This window comes from Pseudomonas sp. MAFF 730105, assembly GCF_055380705.1.
Window position 1 is genome coordinate 6533610 of record NZ_AP018438.1, and the last position, 21815, is coordinate 6555424.

Below are 21815 nucleotides of genomic sequence, written 5' to 3' on the forward strand. Positions count from 1 at the left end.
GGCGATCGATCAAGGCAAGCTATCAGGACTCAGGCGGTTTCCGGGTGGCCAGGAAGGGTTTGAGCACCTCGGGCGTCACCGCACTTCGGGCATAGGGCCAGGCCCATTGCGGTATCGATCCATGAGCGCTCACGTAGCTGGCGAAATCCAGCCGGCTGTGCCCCGCCGGGCTCTGCGAGAAATCGAAATTATGGAGAAAGTACTGGGCCTGTCTTTCGCTCATGGTGTACGACCCCATGATCAACTGATGCGCCCGGGCCTCTTCATTGACCAGGCTGTCTATCAACGCCTCCGTGAAAGCCGACTCGCTGTTGAGCGAGCCGGGCCGCCCCAGGGTGAAGCGAATATTGCTGTCGCTGAATGCCGGACCCGTCAAATCCTGCCAGATGGCCCTGGCGCTTTCCCGCGAGATCCCGCGCATGGCACGAATGGACATCCACAGGTTCGGCCTGCTGAACAGGATCGCCACCCGGCTGTTGGAAAGCCGCTGCCCTGGCGCAGTGAACAACCTGGCGACAGCCGACAGGTCACTGTCCTTAAAGTACCGGACCTCCTGGAGAAAGTTGAAGAAGTCCAGTAAAGCCTGCCGATGCGTGAACAGACTGTTCAGGTTCCAGTCATCGAACGGTCGCATCCAGTTGATATCGACGCCAGCGTACCTCGTCAATTCGTCATAACGACTACTGACATAATCGCCGATGAGCTGAAGTCGCATGTTGGATATGCTCGGGTTGCGTATCCATTGTGAAAGCAGACTCACGGGAAACAGGCCACCCAGGTTGGAAGCGATCACCGGGGACTTGAGAAGAATATTTGCCCGCGTCTGCAACATAGGAAATCGCTCGAGCGCCACGGTGAGCAGGTCGGCCAGGTCCTCGGCACGGTCGTAATAAATGTGCTGCTCCAACAGCTCCGAGTCGTCATCCATGGCATTGCCGGTCTCTTGCTCGTACCGTCTCTTGACCTTTTTCAAATCATCACGATCCACCAGATAGGCACCATTGAGCAGCTCCTCTAGCTGCGTATCGTCGAGATGACCATGCAGAGCGTCATCGTAGAGGACATATGCCAGACTGTTCTTGGGATGGTGATCGGTCAGCTCTCGGGCCCTGACCCCGTATTCGAGCATGATATGAATCACGTCCTGGGAGAACATGAGGTGTTCATTGTTGAGCAGTTCTTCAATCTCCGAGCTTTCGACGGGGCGCAGTAGCGTGTCCTCGAAGAAGGTCCGCACGGATCGATCGCTTTGCATGTAGTAAGGAATGCTGCTCAGTATCGGACGACCCGGAGCCCGGGGGGACAAGTAGCTACCGATGTGTTGCAGGATCTCGGGTGGCAAGTCGGCTTTCCGGGCTTGGTTCAAGGTCCTGCGCACCATGTCGTCGGCATACAGGTTCAGGAAATGCACCAACGGTCGAAACAGGTTATGCGGGTTGCGCGTGCCATAGACAATCTGACTCACGTCATACACAGCGGCCTTGCCCAACAAGTTCTCCAGGGAGCGTGCGTTATCCGCCAGCGCCTGCTGCAAACCGGTGGGCGGTGACACCAGGTAATGACTCATCTCCGGGTGTAGATCGATATAAGCGGCGGTTTCATTGCGCAGCCCCTGCATCGAAAACGTTGGCTGGGGCTGCCCCTCGTTCAGTCCCCGGGCAACGGCATTGAAGAAGCAATTGCCGTCGGCATCGAACGTGACGTCAGTGTTATCAGCCAACCTTAAGGTGTAATGATTTTCACCGGTGCGTATCAGCACCACGTCAGTGTTGGACCTGAGCGGATGCGCGCCCGTCGGATAGCCGCTTTCCTCTTGCCCGGGGGTGAAGCGTATCGACCAGTCCTGGCGTCCACGCCGTTGATCGATGATCAACAAGCTGCGATGTTGCGGCCAGCTTGGAAGGCGGGTGATGAGTGCCGGGACCAGATCCATGATCTCGACGTCCCACTCGTTTGACGTGCGGATCAGATCGGCCACGGCGCGAAGCGATGTCGAAGGTTGCTTAGGGGCTGACGGGCCCGGTTGGGGAGGTCCTCCGCTCGGGCGTTTGCCCCCTCCGCCCAGGCCAAAGCCCACGGCATGCCACTGCCCATCGGGCGCGCGGGCCACCGTGCTCCTCATCACGCCACTGGAGCGAATATTCAAGCCCGTCGCCGGGTCGACAATGGTGGCCTCGATGGCCTTGAGCGACGTATGGTCATGGACCCGGAATACCGTGCCATCGGGTTGCTGCACATACACCTGGCGAGCAGAGCGCCCCGTGACGCTGTCCGTGATCGTGGGGCGATAAAAGCCCTGGGCATCCGCTGACACTCCCCGGAGCACCGACCTATCCGCCACGGCATAGCGCCGATAAAGCGTTTCTTCCAAGGGCAATCCAAATGGCGCTTTAGCCTGGCTTTGGCGAGCCGTTATCGCCAGGAAAGAGGAGCGCCCTCGCACGTTGACGCTCACGCCACCGAAGCCGACAGCCTTCCGGGTGTTTGCCACCGCATGGACGAACGCCAGTGTCGTCGTATTCGTTGGCACGGCACCGGTCCTGACCACCAAAAGGCCGGTCCTGACGGCACGGGTCAGCATCTGGAAACCGGGGATCAACAGCAGGCCGGCCAGGTCCATGACAATTTCAACCGTCATCATCACCAGCCGCGCGACGGTCTGCAGGCCGATGTCCCGGCTGCTGTTGGAGCGGTGATCCGCGTATGCGCTGTGGAAGTTGACGTGGGCCCGGTGAAAGCGCTCAAGCCAATCATCGGTAATCAAGACGCCACTGATCAGGGGCCGACCGCGGTGCTGCCCCAAGGCGCGCTTTATCTCCTCTGGATCGAGGGCGCAAATGCGCGAACGGAAATACGCTCGCCATTCTTCCTGTTGCAGCAGCCCGGTAATGCCATCGCTCAGGTCGGAAAACTCTTGCAGGTCATGGCCCTGGGGGCTGTCCGGTAAATACACGCCCACGGTGCCCTTGATGTCCGGCCCAAGCTGGTCTGAAAAGATCAGCACACCATCGATGCCGAGCGCGTTGCGCGGTGTACCACCTTGCGCGCTGACACTGCCCCCCAGGAGAAGACCATGGACATGGACCCTGTGCCCGCCAACCCAGGCCCGATTCGCCGCCGTGGGTGATTGCAGGACCGCCTCCAGCCAGCTAGCCAGCAGTTTTCGCGGATGGGCTGGCTTGGCAACCGGATCCGTCACTCTGGCCTGGAACACTGTGTCGCCCCTGAGTGCAGCCTCATAGCCCTTGAACTCCAGGTGGGCCCGGTACGACGCCTGCCAAGCCGCCTTGTACCGAGGTTCATTCATTTGCTGGCGCAGCAGGATTTCATAATTGCCACCGACATCGAGGCTCGTCGCCATCCTGGCCAGTTCGCCCCCAGTCACCGTGATCAGGAAACCGTTTTCCGGATGGCGGATCCGTTGACCGTGTTGATCGAGAAGGTAGACCGCCAACACTTCGCGCATGGCGTTCGGGTATTGCCGTGGCCGCAGATTGTCGAGCATCAATTGGGTCAAGCTGCTGGTACGGGACTGCCTGGGGCTGGCCCGGTCACCGTAGAACAGCCTGACCAGGGTTTGGTCCGGGTCCACGTCGATGCGCGGGTGAATGGTTTGCTGCAGGTACTGCTTGATCTTCTGGCGAGCGAACTGCACCAGGGTCGGAACACCGCTGCCCAGTGTGTAGACGGCCTCGAATACCTTTGTTTCGAGGCGGCGATAGTGGGCTCGCTCGGCAAACGTCGCGGTCTTGTAGAAACCGGGGCGACGGTTTTCCACCAAGGTTTCCTGACGGGCCGCCAGTGGCCCGGCCAGTGACAACAGGGGCAAGCCAAGGGCATCTTCCGTTTGCCGGGCAAAGTCACTCACTGTCACCGTTGCGTTTCCTGGCGCATCCAGGACTTTCTCCAGCGCCGTACTTTGCATTTGCAGCAGATCCGCCGCCGCCACTTCGAAAACATGCCCGGACAGTTCGACGGAAATGTCCTGGATCTTGCACGCCTGGCCCTCAAGGGTGGGAAATACCTGTCTGATCAGGTCCTGGAAAGCGTTGAAGCGCTGAAGCCCATGCTCCAGGGAATACAGGAACAGCGATGGCCGGTCGGTAAACTTGACCACCATCGCGGCAGGCCATTTTTGCGGCTGCGCGGCGCCGCTATCGAGCCTGACCGCATAGACATGGGGAACCGGTGCGCGCAACAGGCGACTTCTGTCCGCCTGGGAAGGATGGGTGGTGATGATGTCCAACAGGCGATCTTCATCGCTTTGCTGGATTCGCTCACCCTGGCTGAGTCGAGCGGCAGGATCCCGATCGGCTTTGTACAGGTCGAAAAGATGCAGGAAGCGCCGAGACAATAACTGCGCCAGGGCGACTTCGGTCGTGGATGACGCCGCCACGCCTGGCAACACCTCCCAGCCCTTGCGCTGACGAAAGAGCTCCAGTTCGTCGCGGAACTGTCGCTTCACCCGTTCATTCGTGGCTGGATGGGCCACATAGAACACGGCTTCCATGGCCCGCAACGTGTGCTCATCCAGCGGGCCGGCAAAGACGCTGTCGGCCTCCTCCAGGGAATCCGGACGGGTAAAGAACCCGACGCCCCCCTTCGAAAAGTCGGGCGCCGTGTCGCTGAGCAAACAGTTGCGCATGACGTGGGTAAAGCTGTCCGAGGCGGCCAGGATGCGCCCACCGTCCGGGCCCGTGGTGAAGCGGCTCACATAGCATTGATCCGGTTCGATGTCCGGAAGCAGCGATGCACGAAATTTCTTGGCGGGAATCCTGGTCTTGAGCAGGCCGACCAGCAGCGCGCCCATCACCCTGTCGAAGGTGGGAACGGCTGCGAACAGATGGGTCAGCTGTACCTGGTGGGTGTCCAGCAAGTCCAGTTGCCTGAGCTGTTCCTTCGCCTGGGCATCGATCGTTTCTGATTGCGGTATAGGTGACGCAACACCCGGTTCATCCTTGGGGAAATCGACATTTCAATGGTCCGGTTCTGATTGAAAGAGTCCGGACCCTATCGCGCTGTTCGTCCCGAGATGACGTACATATGTATAGAGGGCAGTGGAACTGGAGGGGAAACGTAAGCTGATATTTATGGACAGCTGAAGTCCGCTATCGCGAGCAGGCTCGCTCCCACAGGGGAATGCGTTCCATCCTGTGGGAGCGAGCCTGCTCGCGATGACAATCGTTCAGCTGATGATTCGCTAAAGGCTCAAACCAACTTCTGCGCCAGAACCGCAATATGCTCCGGGCCGATTCCGCAGCAACCACCCAGGTGACTGGCCCCACGTTTCTGCCAGTCCGCCGCCCATTGAAGGTAGCCCGGTGGATCGAGGTCTTCACGCAGCGGATCCAGCCCGTCGTTGGCGGTCGCTTCTTTGGGTTGCGGCGGGAAGGCGTTGGCGTAGGCGCCGATGTGGATCTTCACCCCCAGGCGCTCGAAGGTTTGCCGGGCAGCATCGATCGCAGCACCGATCACCTCCGGCTGGCTGCAGTTGAACAGCAGCGCCTCGACGCCCAGTTCGGCCGCAACGGCCGCAGCCTCCGCCACCGGCTCGCCGGAACGCAAGCGCGGCACTTCATCAGTGTCTTCGTCCTTGAGGGTGAACGACAGCCAGAACGGCTTGCCATCCTGGGGCAGCCCGGCATGAATCGCCTTCGCTTCCACCGTCGAGCTTTGGGTTTCGGCCAGCCACAGGTCGACATGGGGCGCCAGGCCGGTTACCAGAGGCGACAACAGCTCACTGGCGCGGGAGGCATCGAACAGATCAGGCCGATAGGAACCGAACAGCGGCGGCAGCGAGCCGGCAACCCGCACGGCTTTGCCGGAAGCTTGCACCGCCCGCCGGGCCAGTTCGCCGGCCAGCGCTGCCAGGGCCTGGCCTTCGGCGGCGAAGCGCGCTTCGCCAATGTGAAACGGTACGACAGCATAGCTGTTGCTGGTGATGACATTGGCGCCGCTGGCGATATAGGCCGCGTGCACGGCCTCTACGGCCTGCGGGGCTTCGCTCAGGGCCAACGCCGACCATTCGGGTTGCCTGAACGGCGCGCCACGGCGCTGCAGTTCGCGGCCCATTCCGCCGTCGAGAATGACTGTCGTTGCTGAGCCCATATACGATTCACTCATAAGCTTATGAAAATAACTCACTACCGGAGTTGTTCTTATAACTATTTAATACGCACTCTTCAGTTAACCACAACCTGTATTTTCAGCCAGGGCCCTACATGAAACTTCAACCATTGATGGCCTTGGGCCTGACTCTGCTGGCCGCCGCTTCGCAAGCTTTCGCCGGTACCACGCTGGACCGTGTCGAGCAGAAAAAAGAACTGGTCGGCGTATTGATGGAAAGCTATCCGCCCTTCTCGTTTCTCAACGATCAGAACCAGCTCGACGGGTTTGATGTGGACGTAGCCAAAGCTGTGGCGCAGAAGCTGGGCGTGAAGCTGCGCCTGGAAACGCCGTCCTGGGACGTGATCGCCGCCGGACACTGGAGCGGGCGCTACGACATCTGCATCTGCTCCATGACACCGAGCAAGGCCCGCGCCGAAGTGTTCGATTTCCCGGTGCAGTATTACGCCTCGCCGGCGGTCATCGTGGTCAACGCCAAGGACGACCGGATCCACGGCGCCAAGGACTTGAGCGACAAGAAAGTCGGCCTCACCAGTGCCTCCAGCTACGAGAGTTACCTGAACAAGAACCTGGTGATCGAAGGCGCCGAGGATACCCAACTGAGCTATCCGTTCGACAACGTACAGATCGCCCCGTATGACACCGACAACGTGGCCTTCCAGGACTTGGGCCTGGGCGCCGGGGTACGCCTGGACGCGGTGCTGACCAATCTGGTGACCGCGCAACCGCGCCTGACCGAAGACAAACGCTTCAAACTGGCCGGCGAGCCGCTGTACTCCGAACCGAACTCGGTGGCCATCGAAAAGGGCGATGCCCAGTGGGACAGCAAGGTGCGTGAAGTCTTCGCCCAGTTGAAACAAGATGGCACCTTGAGCAAACTCTCGCAGAAATGGATCGGCGCCGACATCACTCAATGACCTCTTTTCCATCCCCTTCCCAGCCACCGCAACCGGTGGCTGAGTCGCGCCTGAAGAAAATCTTCGGTTTTCGCACACGGCTGTACCTGACCTGGGCGGTCATGCTGGCGCTGTTCGCGAGTTTTTTCCTGGGCTTCGACCTGAAGTTCTCGATCATCCTGGACAAGTTGCCGAACCTGATCGGCCTGCACCTGGCACCCAACGGCTTTCTGCAGGGCGCGGTGCTGACGCTGTTCCTGTGTCTGTGTTCGATCGTCGCGTCGTCATTGCTGGGCTTCATCACCGCCCTGGCACGACTGTCCAACAGCGCGGTGGCGTTCGGCATTGCCAGTTTCTATGCGTCGTTCTTCCGTGGCACGCCACTGCTGATCCAGATCCTGCTGATCTACCTGGGCTTGCCGCAACTGGGGTGGTCCCAGGCGCCGTCACCGCCGGGATCATTGCCCTGTCGCTGAACTACGGCGCTTACCTGAGCGAAATTTTCCGCGCCGGCATCGTCGGCGTCCCCCAAGGCCAACGCGAAGCCTCGCTGGCGCTGGGCCTGAGCGAGACAGTGATCTTCTGGCGCGTCACCCTGCCCCAGGCCATGCGCACCATCATCCCGCCGACCACCAACCAGTTCATCTCCATGCTCAAGGACTCTTCCCTGATTTCGGTGATGGGCGTCTGGGAGGTGATGTTCCTCGCGCAATCCTATGGCCGCTCCAGCTATCGCTACATCGAAATGCTCACCACGGCGGCGATCATCTATTGGCTGATGTCCATCGCACTGGAACTGATCCAGGCGCGCATGGAGCGGCATTATGGGAAGGCGTACCTCAAGCGCAGTTGACAGCCCCATCGCTGTCAAACGGACCGTTCCGAGAGTGATGTAGGGCAACGCCACGTACCGTGAGCGCTGACGCGACGAGGCCTTGCTCAAGACGCGACCGGCCTACAGGCTTCGTCGCGATCTCTCGCCAGCGGCACAGCCATAGCCGGCATCGCGCTCCAGAGTGAATTTTTAAAGTGCGGACTCCCTTCATGAGAGGCCGCATTCAATGCCAGACCAACACGCATATCCACTCCAATACCTTGCCTTGGCGATTGCCCTGATGCTCGGTTGCGCCGATGTCTCCATGGCTCAGCCAATCGTCAATGACGCCCTGCCCTCACCCCCGGAAACCACCGCCCAGGTACAAGCCCGCCTCAAGGCGTTCGCCAGTGCACCGGAGAGAAATCGCACCAGAGTCACCAAGACCGTGCTCGCGCTGGAAACGGGCAGCGACGACGATCTGGTCATCGTGAGCGGACGCGGCAAGCTCATGGGGCTTGTCGACGGCGGAGGCGGAATCAATGTCCTGCAGTTGGACACCGTGTCAGGGGGCAAGCTGGATGAGGTACGCAATTTCCAGGACCTGCATGTCAAGCGAGGGGAATGGTCGAACGCCCAGGGCTTCGATGGCCGAAGCCTGATTGCGCCGAAAGCCAAGCTGATCAACACCGGGCATCTCGGTGGTGAGGTACACGTTCTGGGCGGCTTCGATAATCAGGGCATTGTCGCCAGCAGCGTATTTGTCGGGCCCAATGCCCACATGACGAACCCGGGCACCGCTGGGACTGTCGTTGTGGCGGAAACAGCCCGGTTCAGCGGCAGCGGAACGGTGGAGAGCCTCGATGTGGCAGGACTGTTGGAAGTCGGTCCGGCAATGGGTGCGCCTTTCATTGCCAAGGACTTCAGGCTGGCGCAAGGTGCTGAGCTCGTCTACGGCGTCAACGCCCAGGGAGGCAGTGCCACGATCACGGTCGGGGGAATCGCGACCCTGGATAACGCCACGCTGAAAATCAACGCCGCCCCGGGCGAATATGTCGGTACAAACGAACATACCGTTATCAACGCATCCAGGGTCGAAGGCGAATTCGGACAGGTCATCAGCGAACTCGCATTCATGACTGCGACGCCCCGTTACCTGGAGACACAGGTCAATCTAACCTATGCCCGGAACGAGGTTCCGATTGAGTCGCTAGCGGCTACCAAAAACGCGCGCGAATTCGCAGCCCACATCGACGAGCCACAGCCGGTTGAATCGGTTGCGCCACCCGATGTGCAAGCGCCTGCTGTAGCTCCAACACCCAAAGCTTCCGAGCCAGCGAGAACTGCGGCCGTTGCGCAAGCGCCTGCTGTAGCCCCAGCACCCAAAGCTTCCGAGCCAGCGAGAACTGCGGCCGTTGCGCAAGCGCCTGCTGTAGCCCCAGCACCCAAAGCTTCCGAGCCAGCGAGAACTGCGGCCGTTGCGCAAGCGCCTGCTGTAGCCCCAGCACCCAAAGCTTCCGAGCCAGCGAGAACTGCGGCCGTTGCGCAAGCGCCTGCTGTAGCCCCAGCACCCAAAGCTTCCGAGCCAGCGAGAACTGCGGCCGTTGCGCAAGCGCCTGCCGCTCCGCTGCCAGCCGCCCAACCCGCCGCAAAGCCCAACGCCGCCATCAACGCTTTACTGGGCACCAACATATTCACGGCTGCCGACGCTATCGACCAGCTCACGGGTTACGACACCGCCAACCTCGCCAACGCTACCTTGAGCAGCAGCGCTCCGATCAGCACCGGGATGCTCTCGGTCATGGCCCGGAGAAAACCGCAGAGCGAGCCTGTCGACGGTCAGGTCTGGGTCCAGGCCATCGGCAACAATGGCGTTGTCGGTAGGCAATGGGGAAGCGATGCCCTCAAGTATTCAACAACGGGGCTGATGCTGGGGACCGATTGGACGGTGAGCCCTGAATGGCGCCTGGGCATCATCGGCAGCAAGACGCAGACGCGGCTGGACGGCCACCGCTTCGACGGCGAACTCGACAGTTGGTACCTGGGTGCATACGCCCTGTGCCAGGATGGCCCGCTGGCGCTGCGGCTGGGCGCCGTTCATGGCGACCATGACGGCAGTACCAAACGTCACGTGGCCTTCAATGGTTTCAGTGATCGCCTCAAGGGTCGTTACGATGCCAACACGCAACAGGTCTTTGGACAGATGGGCTACCGCTTCGACCTCGCTCATCTTGAGATCGAACCCTATGCCCATTTGGGCTACCAACGTTATCAACGTGACCGCTATCAGGAAAAAGGCGGGGACGCTGCGTTGAAGGTCCATGACCAGACCCAGGACGCTTACAGCAGCCACCTGGGCCTGCGCCTCGCCCGGCCTTTTGCCCTGGATCGCGGTATGCAATGGACTCCTCGCCTGAATGTCGGCTGGAAACATCTCTACGGCGACGTCACCGGCCGTTCTCGCCAGGGCCTGGTGAGCGGCGGTAGTTCCTATCGGGTGGAAGGCTCCGAGCTGGACCGCGACAGCCTGCTCGTCGAAGCGGGGTTGGACCTGGCTGTTTCACCCTGGCATACGCTGGGACTGGGCTATAGCGGTGAAACGGGCAACGACAACCGTAACCAGGCGCTGATGGGCCACTGGCGGATGATGTTCTGATCGCCTAAGGAGAGGCTGTGGAAAATCGTGTGGGAGCGAGCCTGCTCGCGATGACGTCAGGTCAGCCAGTATCGATGGCGGCTGGTACATCGCTATCGCGAGCAGGCTCGCTCCCACAGGGGTTTGGTGTGGGGCAGGCATTTGCGCAAAAAAAAAGGGGAGCACATGCCCCCCGAGGTTAAAGCGTTGTATCGAGGCTGTTAGCTCAGCCTTCGATCTCGATCAGGATCTCGCCCGGATTGACCCGGTCGCCCTTGGCCACATGAATGGCGGTGACCTTGCCGGCGATGGCCGCCTGTACTTCGGTCTCCATTTTCATGGCTTCGGTGATCAGCACAGCTTGGCCAGCCTTCACCACGTCGCCTTCCTTGACCAGCACATCGACGATGTTGCCCGGCATGGTGGTGCTGACGTGGCCAGGTGCAGAGGCTTGCTTGCGCTTGCTGCTGCCGCCGCTGACGAATTCATTGAGCGGTTCGAACACCACTTCTTCCGGCATGCCATCGATGGACAGGTAGAAATGACGCTTGCCTTCGGCCTTGACGCCTACCCCGGTGATGTCGACGCGGTAGGTTTCGCCATGAACGTCGATGACGAACTCGGTCGGTACGCCTTCGCCGCCCGCCGAGCCCACACTGCCTGCCTCAGGGATCGGCAACAGCACTTCCGGAGTCAGGGTGCCGGCTTCGCGCTCTTCCAGGAACTTGCGCCCGATATCCGGGAACATGGCAAAGGTCAGCACGTCTTCTTCGGATTTGGCCAAGGCGCCGATTTCGCCGCGCAGCTTGGTCATTTCCGGCTTGAGCAGATCAGCCGGACGCACGTCGATCACGTCTTCGCTACCGATAGCCTGGCGACGCAGCTTCTCGTTCACTTCACCCGGCGCCTTGCCGTAGCCGCCTTGCAGGTAGAGCTTCACTTCATTGGTGATGGTCTTGTAGCGCTCGCCGGCCAGCACGTTGAAGAAGGCCTGGGTGCCGACGATCTGCGAGGTCGGCGTGACCAATGGCGGGAAGCCGAGGTCTTCGCGCACTCGCGGGATTTCCGCCAGCACTTCGTTCATGCGGTTCAGCGCGCCCTGCTCTTTCAACTGGTTGGCCAGATTGGAAATCATCCCGCCGGGTACCTGGTTGACCTGGACACGGGTGTCCACCGCCGTGAACTGGCTTTCGAACTGGTGGTACTTCTTGCGCACCGCGTAGAAGTACAGGCCGATTTCCTGCAGCAACTCCAGGTCCAGGCCGGTATCGAACTCGCTGCCCTTGAGGGCAGCGACCATCGATTCGGTGCCAGGGTGGCTGGTGCCCCAGGCAAAGCTGGAGATAGCAGTGTCGATGTGGTCGGCGCCGTTCTCGACAGCCTTGAGCTGGCACATCGCGGCCAGGCCGGCGGTGTCATGGGAATGGATGAACACCGGCAACGATTGCTCGGCCTTCAACGCCTTTACCAGTTCGCCAGTGGCGTACGGGGTCAGCAAACCGGCCATGTCCTTGATCGCCACCGAATCGCAACCCATGGCTTCCATCTGCTTGGCCTGGGCCACGAAAGCGTCGATGGTGTGCACCGGACTGGTGGTGTAGGCGATGGTGCCCTGGGCATGCTTGCCGGCAGCCTTCACCGCCTCGATGGCCACGCGAAGGTTACGTACATCGTTCATCGCATCGAAAATGCGGAAAACATCGATGCCGTTGACCGCGGCCTTGGCCACGAACGCCTTGACCACATCATCGCTGTAATGGCGATAGCCCAACAGGTTCTGGCCGCGCAGCAACATTTGCAGACGGGTGTTGGGCAGCGCGGCGCGCAGCTGGCGCAGGCGCTCCCACGGGTCTTCTTTCAGGAAACGCACGCAGGCGTCGAACGTCGCGCCGCCCCAGACTTCCAGCGACCAGTAGCCGACTTTGTCGAGCTTGTCGCAGATGGGCAGCATGTCTTCGGTGCGCATGCGGGTAGCGAGCAGCGATTGGTGGGCGTCGCGCAGGATTGTGTCGGTAACAAAGATCTTCTTGGACATGGTCATACTTCCTTACAGGCCTGCGTGGGCGGCAATGGCGGCGGCGATGGCCAGGGCCAGCTCTTCGGGTTTGCGCTTGATCGAGTAGTTGGTCAGTTCAGGGTGGCTTTCGACGAAGCTGGTGTTGAACTGGCCGCTCCGGAATTCCGGGTTGCGCAGGATTTCCTGGTAGTACGCGGCAGTGGTCTTGACCCCCTGCAGGCGCATGTCATCCAGGGCACGCAGGCCTCGGTCCATGGCTTCTTCCCAGGTCAACGCCCAGACCACCAGTTTCAGGCACATCGAATCGTAGAACGGTGGAATGGTGTAGCCGGTATAGATCGCCGTATCGGTGCGCACACCCGGGCCGCCAGGGGCGTAGTAGCGGGTGATCTTGCCGAAGCTGGGCAGGAAGTTGTTCTTCGGGTCCTCGGCGTTGATCCGGAACTGCAAGGCAAAGCCACGGTGCTGGATGTCTTCCTGCTTGACCGACAACGGCAGCCCGGACGCAATGCGGATCTGTTCGCGAACGATGTCGATACCGGTGATTTCTTCGGTGATGGTGTGTTCCACCTGCACCCGGGTGTTCATCTCCATGAAGTACACCTCGCCCTCGGCGAGCAGGAACTCCACGGTGCCGGCGTTCTCATAGCCCACGGCCTTGGCGGCGCGCACCGACAGGTCGCCGATGTAGGCGCGCTGCTCGGGCGTCAGTTGCGGGCTGGGGGCGATTTCGATCAGCTTCTGGTTACGCCGCTGGATCGAGCAATCCCGTTCGAACAGATGCACCACGTTGCCGAAACTGTCGCCCAGGATCTGCGCTTCGATGTGCTTGGGGTTGACGATGCATTTTTCCAGGAACACTTCCGCCGAACCGAACGCCTTGGTGGCTTCGGAGATGACCCGTGGGAAAGCCTGTTCCAGTTCTTCACGGCTGTTGCAGCGTCGAATACCCCGACCGCCGCCGCCGGACGTGGCCTTGAGCATCACCGGGTAACCGATCCGGTCGCCCTCGGCCAACGCCTCTTCGATGCCCGATACGTTGCCTTCGGTGCCCGGTGTAACCGGCACACCGGCCTTGATCATGCTGCGGCGCGCTTCGGTCTTGTCGCCCATGCGGCGAATGACTTCGGCCGCAGGACCAATGAATTTAATTCCGCGTTCGGCGCAGATGTCCGCCAGTTCGGCGTTTTCCGAGAGGAAACCATAACCGGGATGCAGGGCATCACAGCCAGTCTCCACGGCGAGGTTCACCAGTTTGCGCGGGTTGAGGTAGCCGGCCAGCGGGTCAGCGCCGATGCTGTGGGCCTCGTCCGCACGCTTGACATGCAGGGCATGGCGATCAGCGTCGGAATAGACCGCGACCGAGCGAATGCCCATCTCCGCGCAAGCGCGCACGATGCGGACGGCAATCTCACCACGGTTGGCGATCAGGATCTTTTTTATCAATTGGAGGTTCCCTTGAGCCGGTGATACCACGGCCTGAGGTTCAGGCCGACGCGTGACCAGATGTAACAATCGGTCGCAGCACCACACTAGTCCCGGCCGTTGATTAACAAAAATGAATATTTATTGGGTCAGGCATAAGGGAAGACTTATAGTTGACCTACCCGTCGTGGACCAGAGTGGCTATAAAATGCGTAAGTCATTGATGCGTATGACATTGCGTCAGCTTCAGATTTTCAACGAGGTGTGCGACCTGAGGTCCTACAGCCGCGCAGCTGATGAAATGTCTCTCACTCAGCCGGCCGTTAGCCTACAGATTCGATCCCTGGAAGAGCTGATTGGCCAACCGCTGTTTGAGTACGTTGGCAAAAAACTCTACATGACCGAAGCCGCCGAAGCCCTGCAACGCGCCAGCCGGGACATCTTCGGACGCCTGGAAAACCTCGACATGCAGCTTTCGGACATGCAGGGCTCGCTGCAAGGTCAACTGAAGCTGGCGGTGGAGTCCAGCGCCAAATATTTCGTGCCGCACCTGTTTGCCGCGTTCAAGCGCCAGCACCCGGAGGTCAATCTGAGCCTCACGGTGGTCAATCGCGGACAAGTCATTCGCCGGCTCTCGGACAACCGGGACGACCTGGTGATCATGTCCATGGTCCCTCAGGACATGGGGTTGGAGTTCCTGCCATTCCTCAACAATCCGATCGTGGCCGTGGCGCCGCCGGATCATCCGTTGTGTCACATGGGCCCGCTGCGCTTGCAGGATCTGGAGCCATATACGTTGCTGCTGCGCGAGCCAGGATCAGGCACGCGGCTGGCCTGCGAGGAGTATTTCAAGGAGAAACGGGTGCATTTCACCCAGACACTGGAGGTGGCATCCGCGGAGGCCCAACGCGAATGCGTGGTGGCCGGCCTGGGCGTGGCATTGTTGACGCGCCACGCCGTGAGCCGGGAGCTGTCGTCCGGCGCACTCATCGAGCTGCCGGTCGAGGAACTGCCGCTGTACCGCAGTTGGTGCCTGGTACAGGCCAGGGCGAAACGACTGTCGCCAGTGGCCCACGCCTTCCTGGCGTTTGTGCGCGGCGAACGCGCTCAGATCATTGGCCTGGTTGAGCGTTTCGACGGGAAGCCGCCGGCGTCGCCTGCCAGTAATTGAATTCTGTGACGTCAGGATATTCGCTGATTTCCGCCAGGAGCTGGCGCTGCTCATAACGGTCTTCGATCGCACGACGAAACGCCATGCGGCGCTGGTCTTCCTGTTGACGACGGGTTTTGACGGCGCTGCGTTCTTCGTAGGACTGGGTCATGTCGAGACTCCCAAGACGTATACGGGAGTTTTACGATGACAATACGGGATGACGATTTAGCGGCGCAGGGGTTACAGATCGATGAATGTTGCGACTAGTGGCCTCTTGCAGCTTGAGGCTCGTACCTTGCAGCTTCTAATCATCCAACGCCTTCACCGACTTGGGCGACAGCCGCAGGCTGCGAAGGCTGCGCTTGACGCTCTTGAGGTGGTTGACCAGACTCGGCCCACGGGCCATGGCAACGCCCATCGCCAGCACATCGATCACCACCAGGTGAGCGATGCGCGAGGTCAGCGGCGTGTAGATCTCGGTGTCTTCATGCACGTCGATGGCCAGGTTTACCGTCGAGAGTTCGGCCAATGGCGTCTGGCTCGGACACAGGGTAATCAACGAGGCGCCGCTTTCGCGAACCAGGTTGGCAGTGATCAACAGATCCTTGGAGCGCCCCGACTGGGAAATGCAGATCGCCACATCGGTGGGCTTCAGGGTGACCGCCGACATGGCCTGCATGTGCGGATCGGAATAGGCAGCCGCCGTGAGCAACAGCCGGAAGAACTTGTGCTGCGCATCCGCCGCCACCGCGCCCGACGCACCAAAACCGTAGAACTCCACACGCTGGGCCTGGGACATGGCCGTGACCGCTTTCTGCAGCGCCACCGGGTCGAGCTTCTCGCGGACCTCCATGAGGGTGTGCAGGGTGGTGTCGAAGATCTTCAGGCTGTAGTCGGCGACCGAATCGTCTTCATGGATCGCAAACTGGCCGAAGCTCGCACCGGCCGCCAGGCTCTGCGCCAGCTTGAGTTTCAGGTCCTGGAACCCGGAGCAACCGATGGCGCGACAGAAGCGCACGATGGTCGGTTCGCTGATGCCGACACTGTGGGCAAGATCAGCCATGGAACTGTGCATCACGGCCGCGGGATCAAGCAGTACGTGATCGGCGACTTTCAGTTCCGATTTGCGCAGCAGGTGGCGCGACTGGGCGATGTGTTGCAACAGGTTCAAGGGGATGGACTCTTGTTATTGGCGGTGGCCGGGATGTAGCAAGTTTGTAGTTATACTACAGGAATTGCCTTTTTGCCTGCCCAATACGTAACTCGATATCCCGATTTCATGCTGTATGCACGCCATGTAGCAGCCAGGCGCTATAAACCGTCTTCATCGGCCTGCAGCAACGCGGCCAGGCTTTCTGCCTCGACGGGACGGCTGATGAGGTAGCCCTGGACTTCGTCGCAACGCTCGGCTTTCAGGAATTCGAGTTGTCCCGGCCGCTCGACACCTTCGGCCACCACCTTGAGCGATAGCCCGTGGGCCATGGTGATGATTGCCCGGGTGATCGCCGCATCCTCGCCCCCCTCCTCCAGCCCGCGGATGAACGCCTGGTCGATCTTCACGTAATCCACCGGGATACGCTTGAGGTAACTCAAGGAAGAATAGCCGGTGCCGAAGTCGTCGATCGCCAGCTTGACCCCAAGGTCGCGCAACTGTTGGAAGGTGGCGATGATGTGTTCAACGCTGTCGAGCAACTGGCTCTCGGTCAACTCCAACTCCAGGTACTCGGGAGCCAGGCCGGTTTCTTCCAGCACTTGGCGCACAAGGCTGACGAGCTTGCCCTGGCGCAACTGATGCACCGACAGATTCACGGATACCCGGATCGGTGCAAGCCCCTGGCGCTGCCATTCGCACGCCTGCCAGCAGGCCTGGCGCAGCACGAATTCGCCAATGGGCCCGATCAGTCCGGTCTCCTCGGCGAGGCCGATGAAATGCCCCGGCGGCACCCGCCCCATGGCCGGATGATCCCAGCGCACCAGCGCTTCCGCCGCCTTCAGACGACCGCTCGCCAGGCACAATTTGGGCTGGTAGAAGACCTTCAGCTGCCGCTCTTCAAGGGCTTTGCGCAGCTGGTTCTCCAATTGCAGGCGCTCCAGCGTGCTGGCCTGGAGGCTGTCGGTGTAGAACTGGAAGTTGTTGCCACCCAGGTGCTTGGCGTGTTGCATGGCCATGTTCGCCTGGTTGACCAGGGTGGAAACATCCCGCGCGTTGTCGGGCAGCAGACTGATACCGATGGAGGCACTGACCACCAGCTCGTGACCTTCAATGGTCTGTGGCAACCGCAACTTGGCGGACAAGCGGGTTGCCATGCGCGCCAGGCTTGAGAGATTGCCATAGGCATCGAACAGCACCGCGAACTCATCGCCGGACAACCGCGCGATGGTGTTGGCCTCCGGCAGCGCATTGATCAGGCGCCGGGCCATTTTCTGCAACAACTGGTCGGCGATGTCGTGGCCAAGGCTGTCGTTGAGCAGCTTGAAGCGGTCCAGGTCGATATGCAGCAAGGCCAGGCTGCGGCGCCCGCCTTGGCGCACCCGCTGCTGCGCTTCCTGCAGGCGTTCGCGGAACAACGAGCGATTCGCCAATCCGGTCAACTCATCGTAATGGGTGAGATAGCGCATCCGCTCTTCGGATTCGCGCCTGGCCGATAGATCGGCGAAGAAGCCCACGATATGACTAACGCTTCCGCGAAAATCTCGCACAATGCTCAATTGCAGCCACTGCGGATATAACTCGCCATTGGCCCGCGCTTCCACCAGTTCACCCTGCCAGGTGCCGTGTTGCTTGAGTGCCTGGCGAATCACGGGATAGTGCCGGCGCGCATCGCGGCTGCACGGCAGGTCGACGACGTTACGTCCCAGCATGTCCTCGATATTAAAACCGGTAATCCGAGTGAATGCCTGGTTGGCGGCGAGCAGCGCATAGTGGGGGTCGAAGATCACGATACCTTCGCTGGCGGCCTCGAACACTGTCGCCGCCAGTTGCCGTTGCTGTTCCAGCTCTTTACTGACGCTGATGTTTCTTCGGGTGCCCACCATGCGCAATACCCGGCCGCTGGCGCTGCGCTCCACGGCCCGGCCACGGTCTTCGATCCAGACCCAATGGCCATTACCGTGACGGATGCGGTACTCGATCTGATAGTCCTCGCTACGGCCCTTGAGGTGTTCGACCAGGGCTCGCTTGAGCGCTGGCAGGTCTTGGGGGTGCAGGCGTGGCGTGAGGTGGCTGAGCATCGCCGTGATGTATTCCGGCTCCAGACCCAGCAATTCCTTGAGCTGGGTGTGATGGACTTCATCAGTCTGCAGGTTCCAGTCCCACAACCCCAACTCACTGGCCTTGAGGGCCAGGGCCAGGCGCGCCTCGCTCTTGCTCAAGGCCTGGCTGGCGGCCTCCAGTTCGAGACTGCGCTGTGCGACCCGCGCCTCGAGACTCACTTGGGCCGCACGCAGTTGCTCCTCGGCGAGACGACGCTGTTCGACCTCCCGTCCCAAGGCCCCGTTAAGCTGCGCACTGCGGATTTGCGTCTGTTGCAGATGCTCGATCAACGCCTGATTCTGGAACCGTCGCAGCATGCCGCTTTGCATCAATCGATTGACCTGCCAGGCCACCACGCTCAGGGATACCAGCACCACCAGACCGAGCCAACCCCATCCGCGCTGCTGTTCGTCACCGCCCCAGAAGAGGAAGCCGATGGCCGGCAACAGGCAGGGCAAGGTGAAAGACAGGAATGCCGGTAGGCTCACGGCATAGGCAACACTGGCCGACAGCGTGGCTGCGCCGATCAGGCCGAACACCCAGGCCTGTTGCTGGAAGCTGTCGGCCGGGACCAGGGCGATGCCGGCCCCGGCCAGCGTCAAGCCAGTCATCGCCGAACCGAGCAGGAACATGCGCAACCAGATCGGGTGCGCCTGGCGGCTGGGGATCGCCGAATCGAAGGCCGCGACCTGTATCACCCGTAGCGCCACCAGCGACAACAGCCAGACCAGCCATACGCTGACCAGGAAATAGCGTGACGGCTCCCACAACAGGGCGGCGCAGACCAGGCCGTTGACCAGCATGAATAACGTGGGCAGCAGCGAGCCCTGGTACAGCAACCGTGTACGCTCTACAGCCATCTCCGTGGCGTACTGCTTGCAGATGACCCGCGGTTCCACACAGGGGCCCGCCAGATCGGAATTGAGGGTCATAGGCACTGTTCTTGTTCTTAGGGGCACGGAGAACCCGAAACGAGCACCGAGCATACACAAGCCAGAGGCCATCCCACACTGCTCCCGCTCACAAAAATGTCTAAAAATGTCGCTATTTCATTGGACGACAGCCCCTTCAAGCGTGTTTTGCCGCCGCTTGCACCCATGACTGACCGGTCATCCCAATCGGTCTTTTATCGGCTGAGGTAAAGCTTGGTTTGCCCGGGGTGCCGCCGCACCCTAGAATGCGCCGATGCGCGATGATCTCTCTCTTCTGCTGAACTCCCTCAATGATGCCCAACGCCAGGCCGTAGCGGCCTCCGTGGGTAGACAGTTGGTCCTGGCCGGTGCCGGTTCCGGTAAAACCCGGGTGCTGGTGCACCGTATCGCCTGGTTGATCCAGGTCGAGAACGCCTCGCCCCATTCGATCCTGTCGGTGACCTTCACCAACAAGGCCGCTGCCGAGATGCGCCACCGCATCGAACAGTTGATGGGCATCAACCCGGCCGGCATGTGGGTCGGTACGTTCCACGGCCTGGCACACCGCCTGTTGCGGGCCCATTGGCAGGAGGCCGGCCTGAGCCAGACCTTCCAGATCCTGGACAGCGACGACCAGCAACGTCTGGTCAAGCGGGTGATCCGCGAGCTGGGGCTGGACGAGCAGCGCTGGCCGGCCCGCCAGGCCCAGTGGTTCATCAACGGCCAGAAGGACGAAGGCCTGCGCCCACAGCACATCCAGGCCAGCGGCGACCTGTTCCTGGCGACCATGCGCAGCATCTACGAAGCCTACGAGGCCGCGTGCCAGCGCGCCGGGGTCATCGATTTTTCCGAACTGCTGCTGCGGGCACTCGACCTTTGGCGTGATCATCCAGGGCTGCTGGCGCACTATCAGAAGCGCTTCCGGCATGTGTTGGTGGACGAGTTTCAGGACACCAACGCCGTGCAGTACGCCTGGTTGCGCCTGCTGGCCAAAGGCGGCGACAGCCTGATGGTGGTGGGTGACGACGATCAGTCGATCTACGGCTGGCGCGGCGCCAAAATCGAGAACATCCATCAGTACTCGGCGGATTTTCCTGACGCCGAAGTTATCCGCCTGGAACAGAATTACCGCTCCACGGCCGGTATCCTCAAGGCTGCCAACGCCCTGATCGCCAACAACACCGGGCGCCTGGGCAAGGAGCTGTGGACCGACGGCGGCGAAGGCGAAGCCATCAACCTCTATGCCGCCTTCAACGAACACGATGAAGCGCGCTATGTGGTGGAAACCATCGAGAGCGCGCTGAAAACCGGCCTGGCCCGCAGTGACATCGCCATCCTGTACCGCTCCAACGCCCAGTCGCGGGTATTGGAAGAAGCGTTGTTGCGCGAGCGGATCCCTTACCGCATCTACGGCGGCCAGCGCTTCTTCGAGCGCGCCGAAATCAAGAACGCCATGGCCTACCTGCGCTTGCTCGAAGGCCGAGGCAACGACGCAGCCCTGGAGCGAGTGATCAACGTACCGACCCGGGGCATTGGCGAGAAGACCGTCGAAGCGATCCGCGATCATGCGCGCCACAGCCATGTGTCCATGTGGGAATCCATGCGTCTGCTGGTCGACAACAAAGGCGTGACCGGTCGTGCCGCCGGCGCACTGAAGGCCTTTATGGACCTCATCGAGGACCTGGCCGCCAAATGCGCAGAAATGCCACTGCACTTGATGACCCAGACCGTCATCGAGCAGTCCGGCCTGATTGCCTATCACGAAGCGGAAAAAGGCGAGAAAGGCCAGGCCCGGGTAGAAAACCTCGAGGAACTGGTCAGCGCCGCCCGTAACTTCGAGAGCACCGAAGAAGACGCGGACCTGTCGCCCCTGGCGGCCTTCCTCGGCCACGCCTCCCTGGAGGCCGGTGACACCCAGGCCGAGGAACATGAAGACAGCATCCAGTTGATGACCCTGCACAGCGCCAAGGGCCTGGAATTCCCCTACGTGTTCCTGGTGGGCATGGAAGAAGGCCTGTTCCCTCATAAAATGAGCCTGGAAGAACCGGGGCGCCTGGAAGAAGAACGCCGCCTGGCCTATGTCGGCATTACCCGGGCGATGCAGAACCTGGTGCTGACCTACGCCGAAACCCGGCGTCTGTATGGCAGCGAGACCTACAACAAGGTGTCGCGCTTCGTACGTGAGGTGCCGAAGGGTCTGATTCAGGAAGTGCGCCTGTCCAACAGTGTCAGCCGTCCGTTCGGTGGCAGCCAACAGCACGGCACCAGCAGCCTGTTCGGCGGCAGCGACATCCCGGCGACCGGCTTCAGCCTCGGCCAGGCCGTGCGGCACTCGGTATTCGGCGATGGCGTGATCCTCAATTTCGAAGGCGCCGGTGCCCAGGCCCGGGTGCAGGTGAATTTCAGCGAAGGCAGCAAATGGCTGATGCTGGGGTACGCCAAGCTCGAGGCAATCTAGAAGGTTTTCTCGAGACTTTATATGTGGGAGCGAGCCTGCTCGCGATGGCGGTGAATCAGACAACGTTGATGTTCACTGACACTACGCCATCGCGAGCAGGCTCGCCCCCACAGTGACCTTTCAGCAT

11 protein-coding genes and 1 pseudogene are annotated in these 21815 nt (G+C 60.9%); 5 read left to right on the forward strand and 7 right to left on the reverse strand.

The window, feature by feature from the left end; genetic code table 11:
* Positions 1-22: 22 nt before the first annotated feature.
* Positions 23-4876 carry a dermonecrotic toxin domain-containing protein gene (locus tag PCOSP_RS28885; protein WP_464709998.1) on the reverse strand — a complete coding sequence of 1618 codons (4854 nt, stop codon included), beginning with the start codon at positions 4874-4876 and terminating at the stop codon, positions 23-25.
* A 332-nt stretch (positions 4877-5208) separates the two neighbouring features.
* Entirely contained in the window at positions 5209-6108 is a 900-nt protein-coding gene (locus tag PCOSP_RS28890) for a homocysteine S-methyltransferase family protein (protein ID WP_175362292.1), read from the reverse strand.
* A 113-nt stretch (positions 6109-6221) separates the two neighbouring features.
* Between PCOSP_RS28890 and PCOSP_RS28895 the strand changes: the two genes are divergently transcribed.
* The 3 genes and pseudogenes from PCOSP_RS28895 to PCOSP_RS28905 all read left to right on the forward strand — a co-directional run bounded on the left by PCOSP_RS28895 (position 6222) and on the right by PCOSP_RS28905 (position 10492).
* Complete coding sequence (locus PCOSP_RS28895; protein ID WP_175385407.1) at positions 6222-7043, forward strand: ABC transporter substrate-binding protein; 822 nt, start codon at positions 6222-6224, stop codon at positions 7041-7043.
* A pseudogene (locus PCOSP_RS28900) lies at positions 7040-7875 on the forward strand (amino acid ABC transporter permease). The gene PCOSP_RS28895 and the pseudogene PCOSP_RS28900 overlap by 4 nt, the downstream one beginning before the upstream one ends.
* 208 nt (positions 7876-8083) lie before the next feature.
* A complete protein-coding gene (locus tag PCOSP_RS28905) occupies positions 8084-10492 on the forward strand; it encodes an autotransporter outer membrane beta-barrel domain-containing protein (RefSeq protein WP_464709999.1) in 2409 nt (802 codons plus the stop codon).
* Between the two features lie 205 nt (positions 10493-10697).
* On the opposite strand, the gene oadA is transcribed toward PCOSP_RS28905, so the two are convergent.
* Both oadA and PCOSP_RS28915 read right to left on the reverse strand, forming a co-directional pair.
* Positions 10698-12506, reverse strand: coding sequence for a sodium-extruding oxaloacetate decarboxylase subunit alpha (gene oadA, locus PCOSP_RS28910; protein WP_139641313.1), 1809 nt, complete (start codon positions 12504-12506; stop codon positions 10698-10700).
* 12 nt (positions 12507-12518) lie between these two features.
* Positions 12519-13934 carry an acetyl-CoA carboxylase biotin carboxylase subunit gene (locus tag PCOSP_RS28915; protein WP_024777837.1) on the reverse strand — a complete coding sequence of 472 codons (1416 nt, stop codon included), beginning with the start codon at positions 13932-13934 and terminating at the stop codon, positions 12519-12521.
* Between the two features lie 187 nt (positions 13935-14121).
* Here PCOSP_RS28915 and PCOSP_RS28920 point away from each other — a divergent pair, with 187 nt between their 5' ends.
* On the forward strand, positions 14122-15084 hold the full coding sequence (locus PCOSP_RS28920) for a LysR family transcriptional regulator (protein ID WP_139641315.1): 963 nt from the start codon (positions 14122-14124) through the stop codon (positions 15082-15084).
* Here PCOSP_RS28920 and PCOSP_RS28925 read toward each other — a convergent pair.
* The 3 genes from PCOSP_RS28925 to PCOSP_RS28935 all read right to left on the reverse strand — a co-directional run bounded on the left by PCOSP_RS28925 (position 15026) and on the right by PCOSP_RS28935 (position 19251).
* Positions 15026-15235 (reverse strand): PA3496 family putative envelope integrity protein, encoded by a 210-nt coding sequence (locus PCOSP_RS28925; protein ID WP_024777835.1) that lies wholly within the window; start codon positions 15233-15235, stop codon positions 15026-15028. The two genes, PCOSP_RS28920 and PCOSP_RS28925, sit on opposite strands and share 59 nt — an antisense overlap.
* A 135-nt stretch (positions 15236-15370) precedes the next feature.
* Entirely contained in the window at positions 15371-16237 is an 867-nt protein-coding gene (gene hexR / locus PCOSP_RS28930; RefSeq protein ID WP_003187110.1) for a transcriptional regulator HexR, read from the reverse strand.
* Between the two features lie 140 nt (positions 16238-16377).
* Positions 16378-19251, reverse strand: a complete 2874-nt coding sequence (locus PCOSP_RS28935) for a putative bifunctional diguanylate cyclase/phosphodiesterase (protein WP_464710001.1) — start codon at positions 19249-19251, stop codon at positions 16378-16380.
* Between the two features lie 253 nt (positions 19252-19504).
* Here PCOSP_RS28935 and uvrD point away from each other — a divergent pair, with 253 nt between their 5' ends.
* A complete protein-coding gene (gene uvrD / locus PCOSP_RS28940; protein WP_464710002.1) occupies positions 19505-21688 on the forward strand; it encodes a DNA helicase II in 2184 nt (727 codons plus the stop codon).
* The last annotated feature ends 127 nt before the right edge of the window (positions 21689-21815 follow it).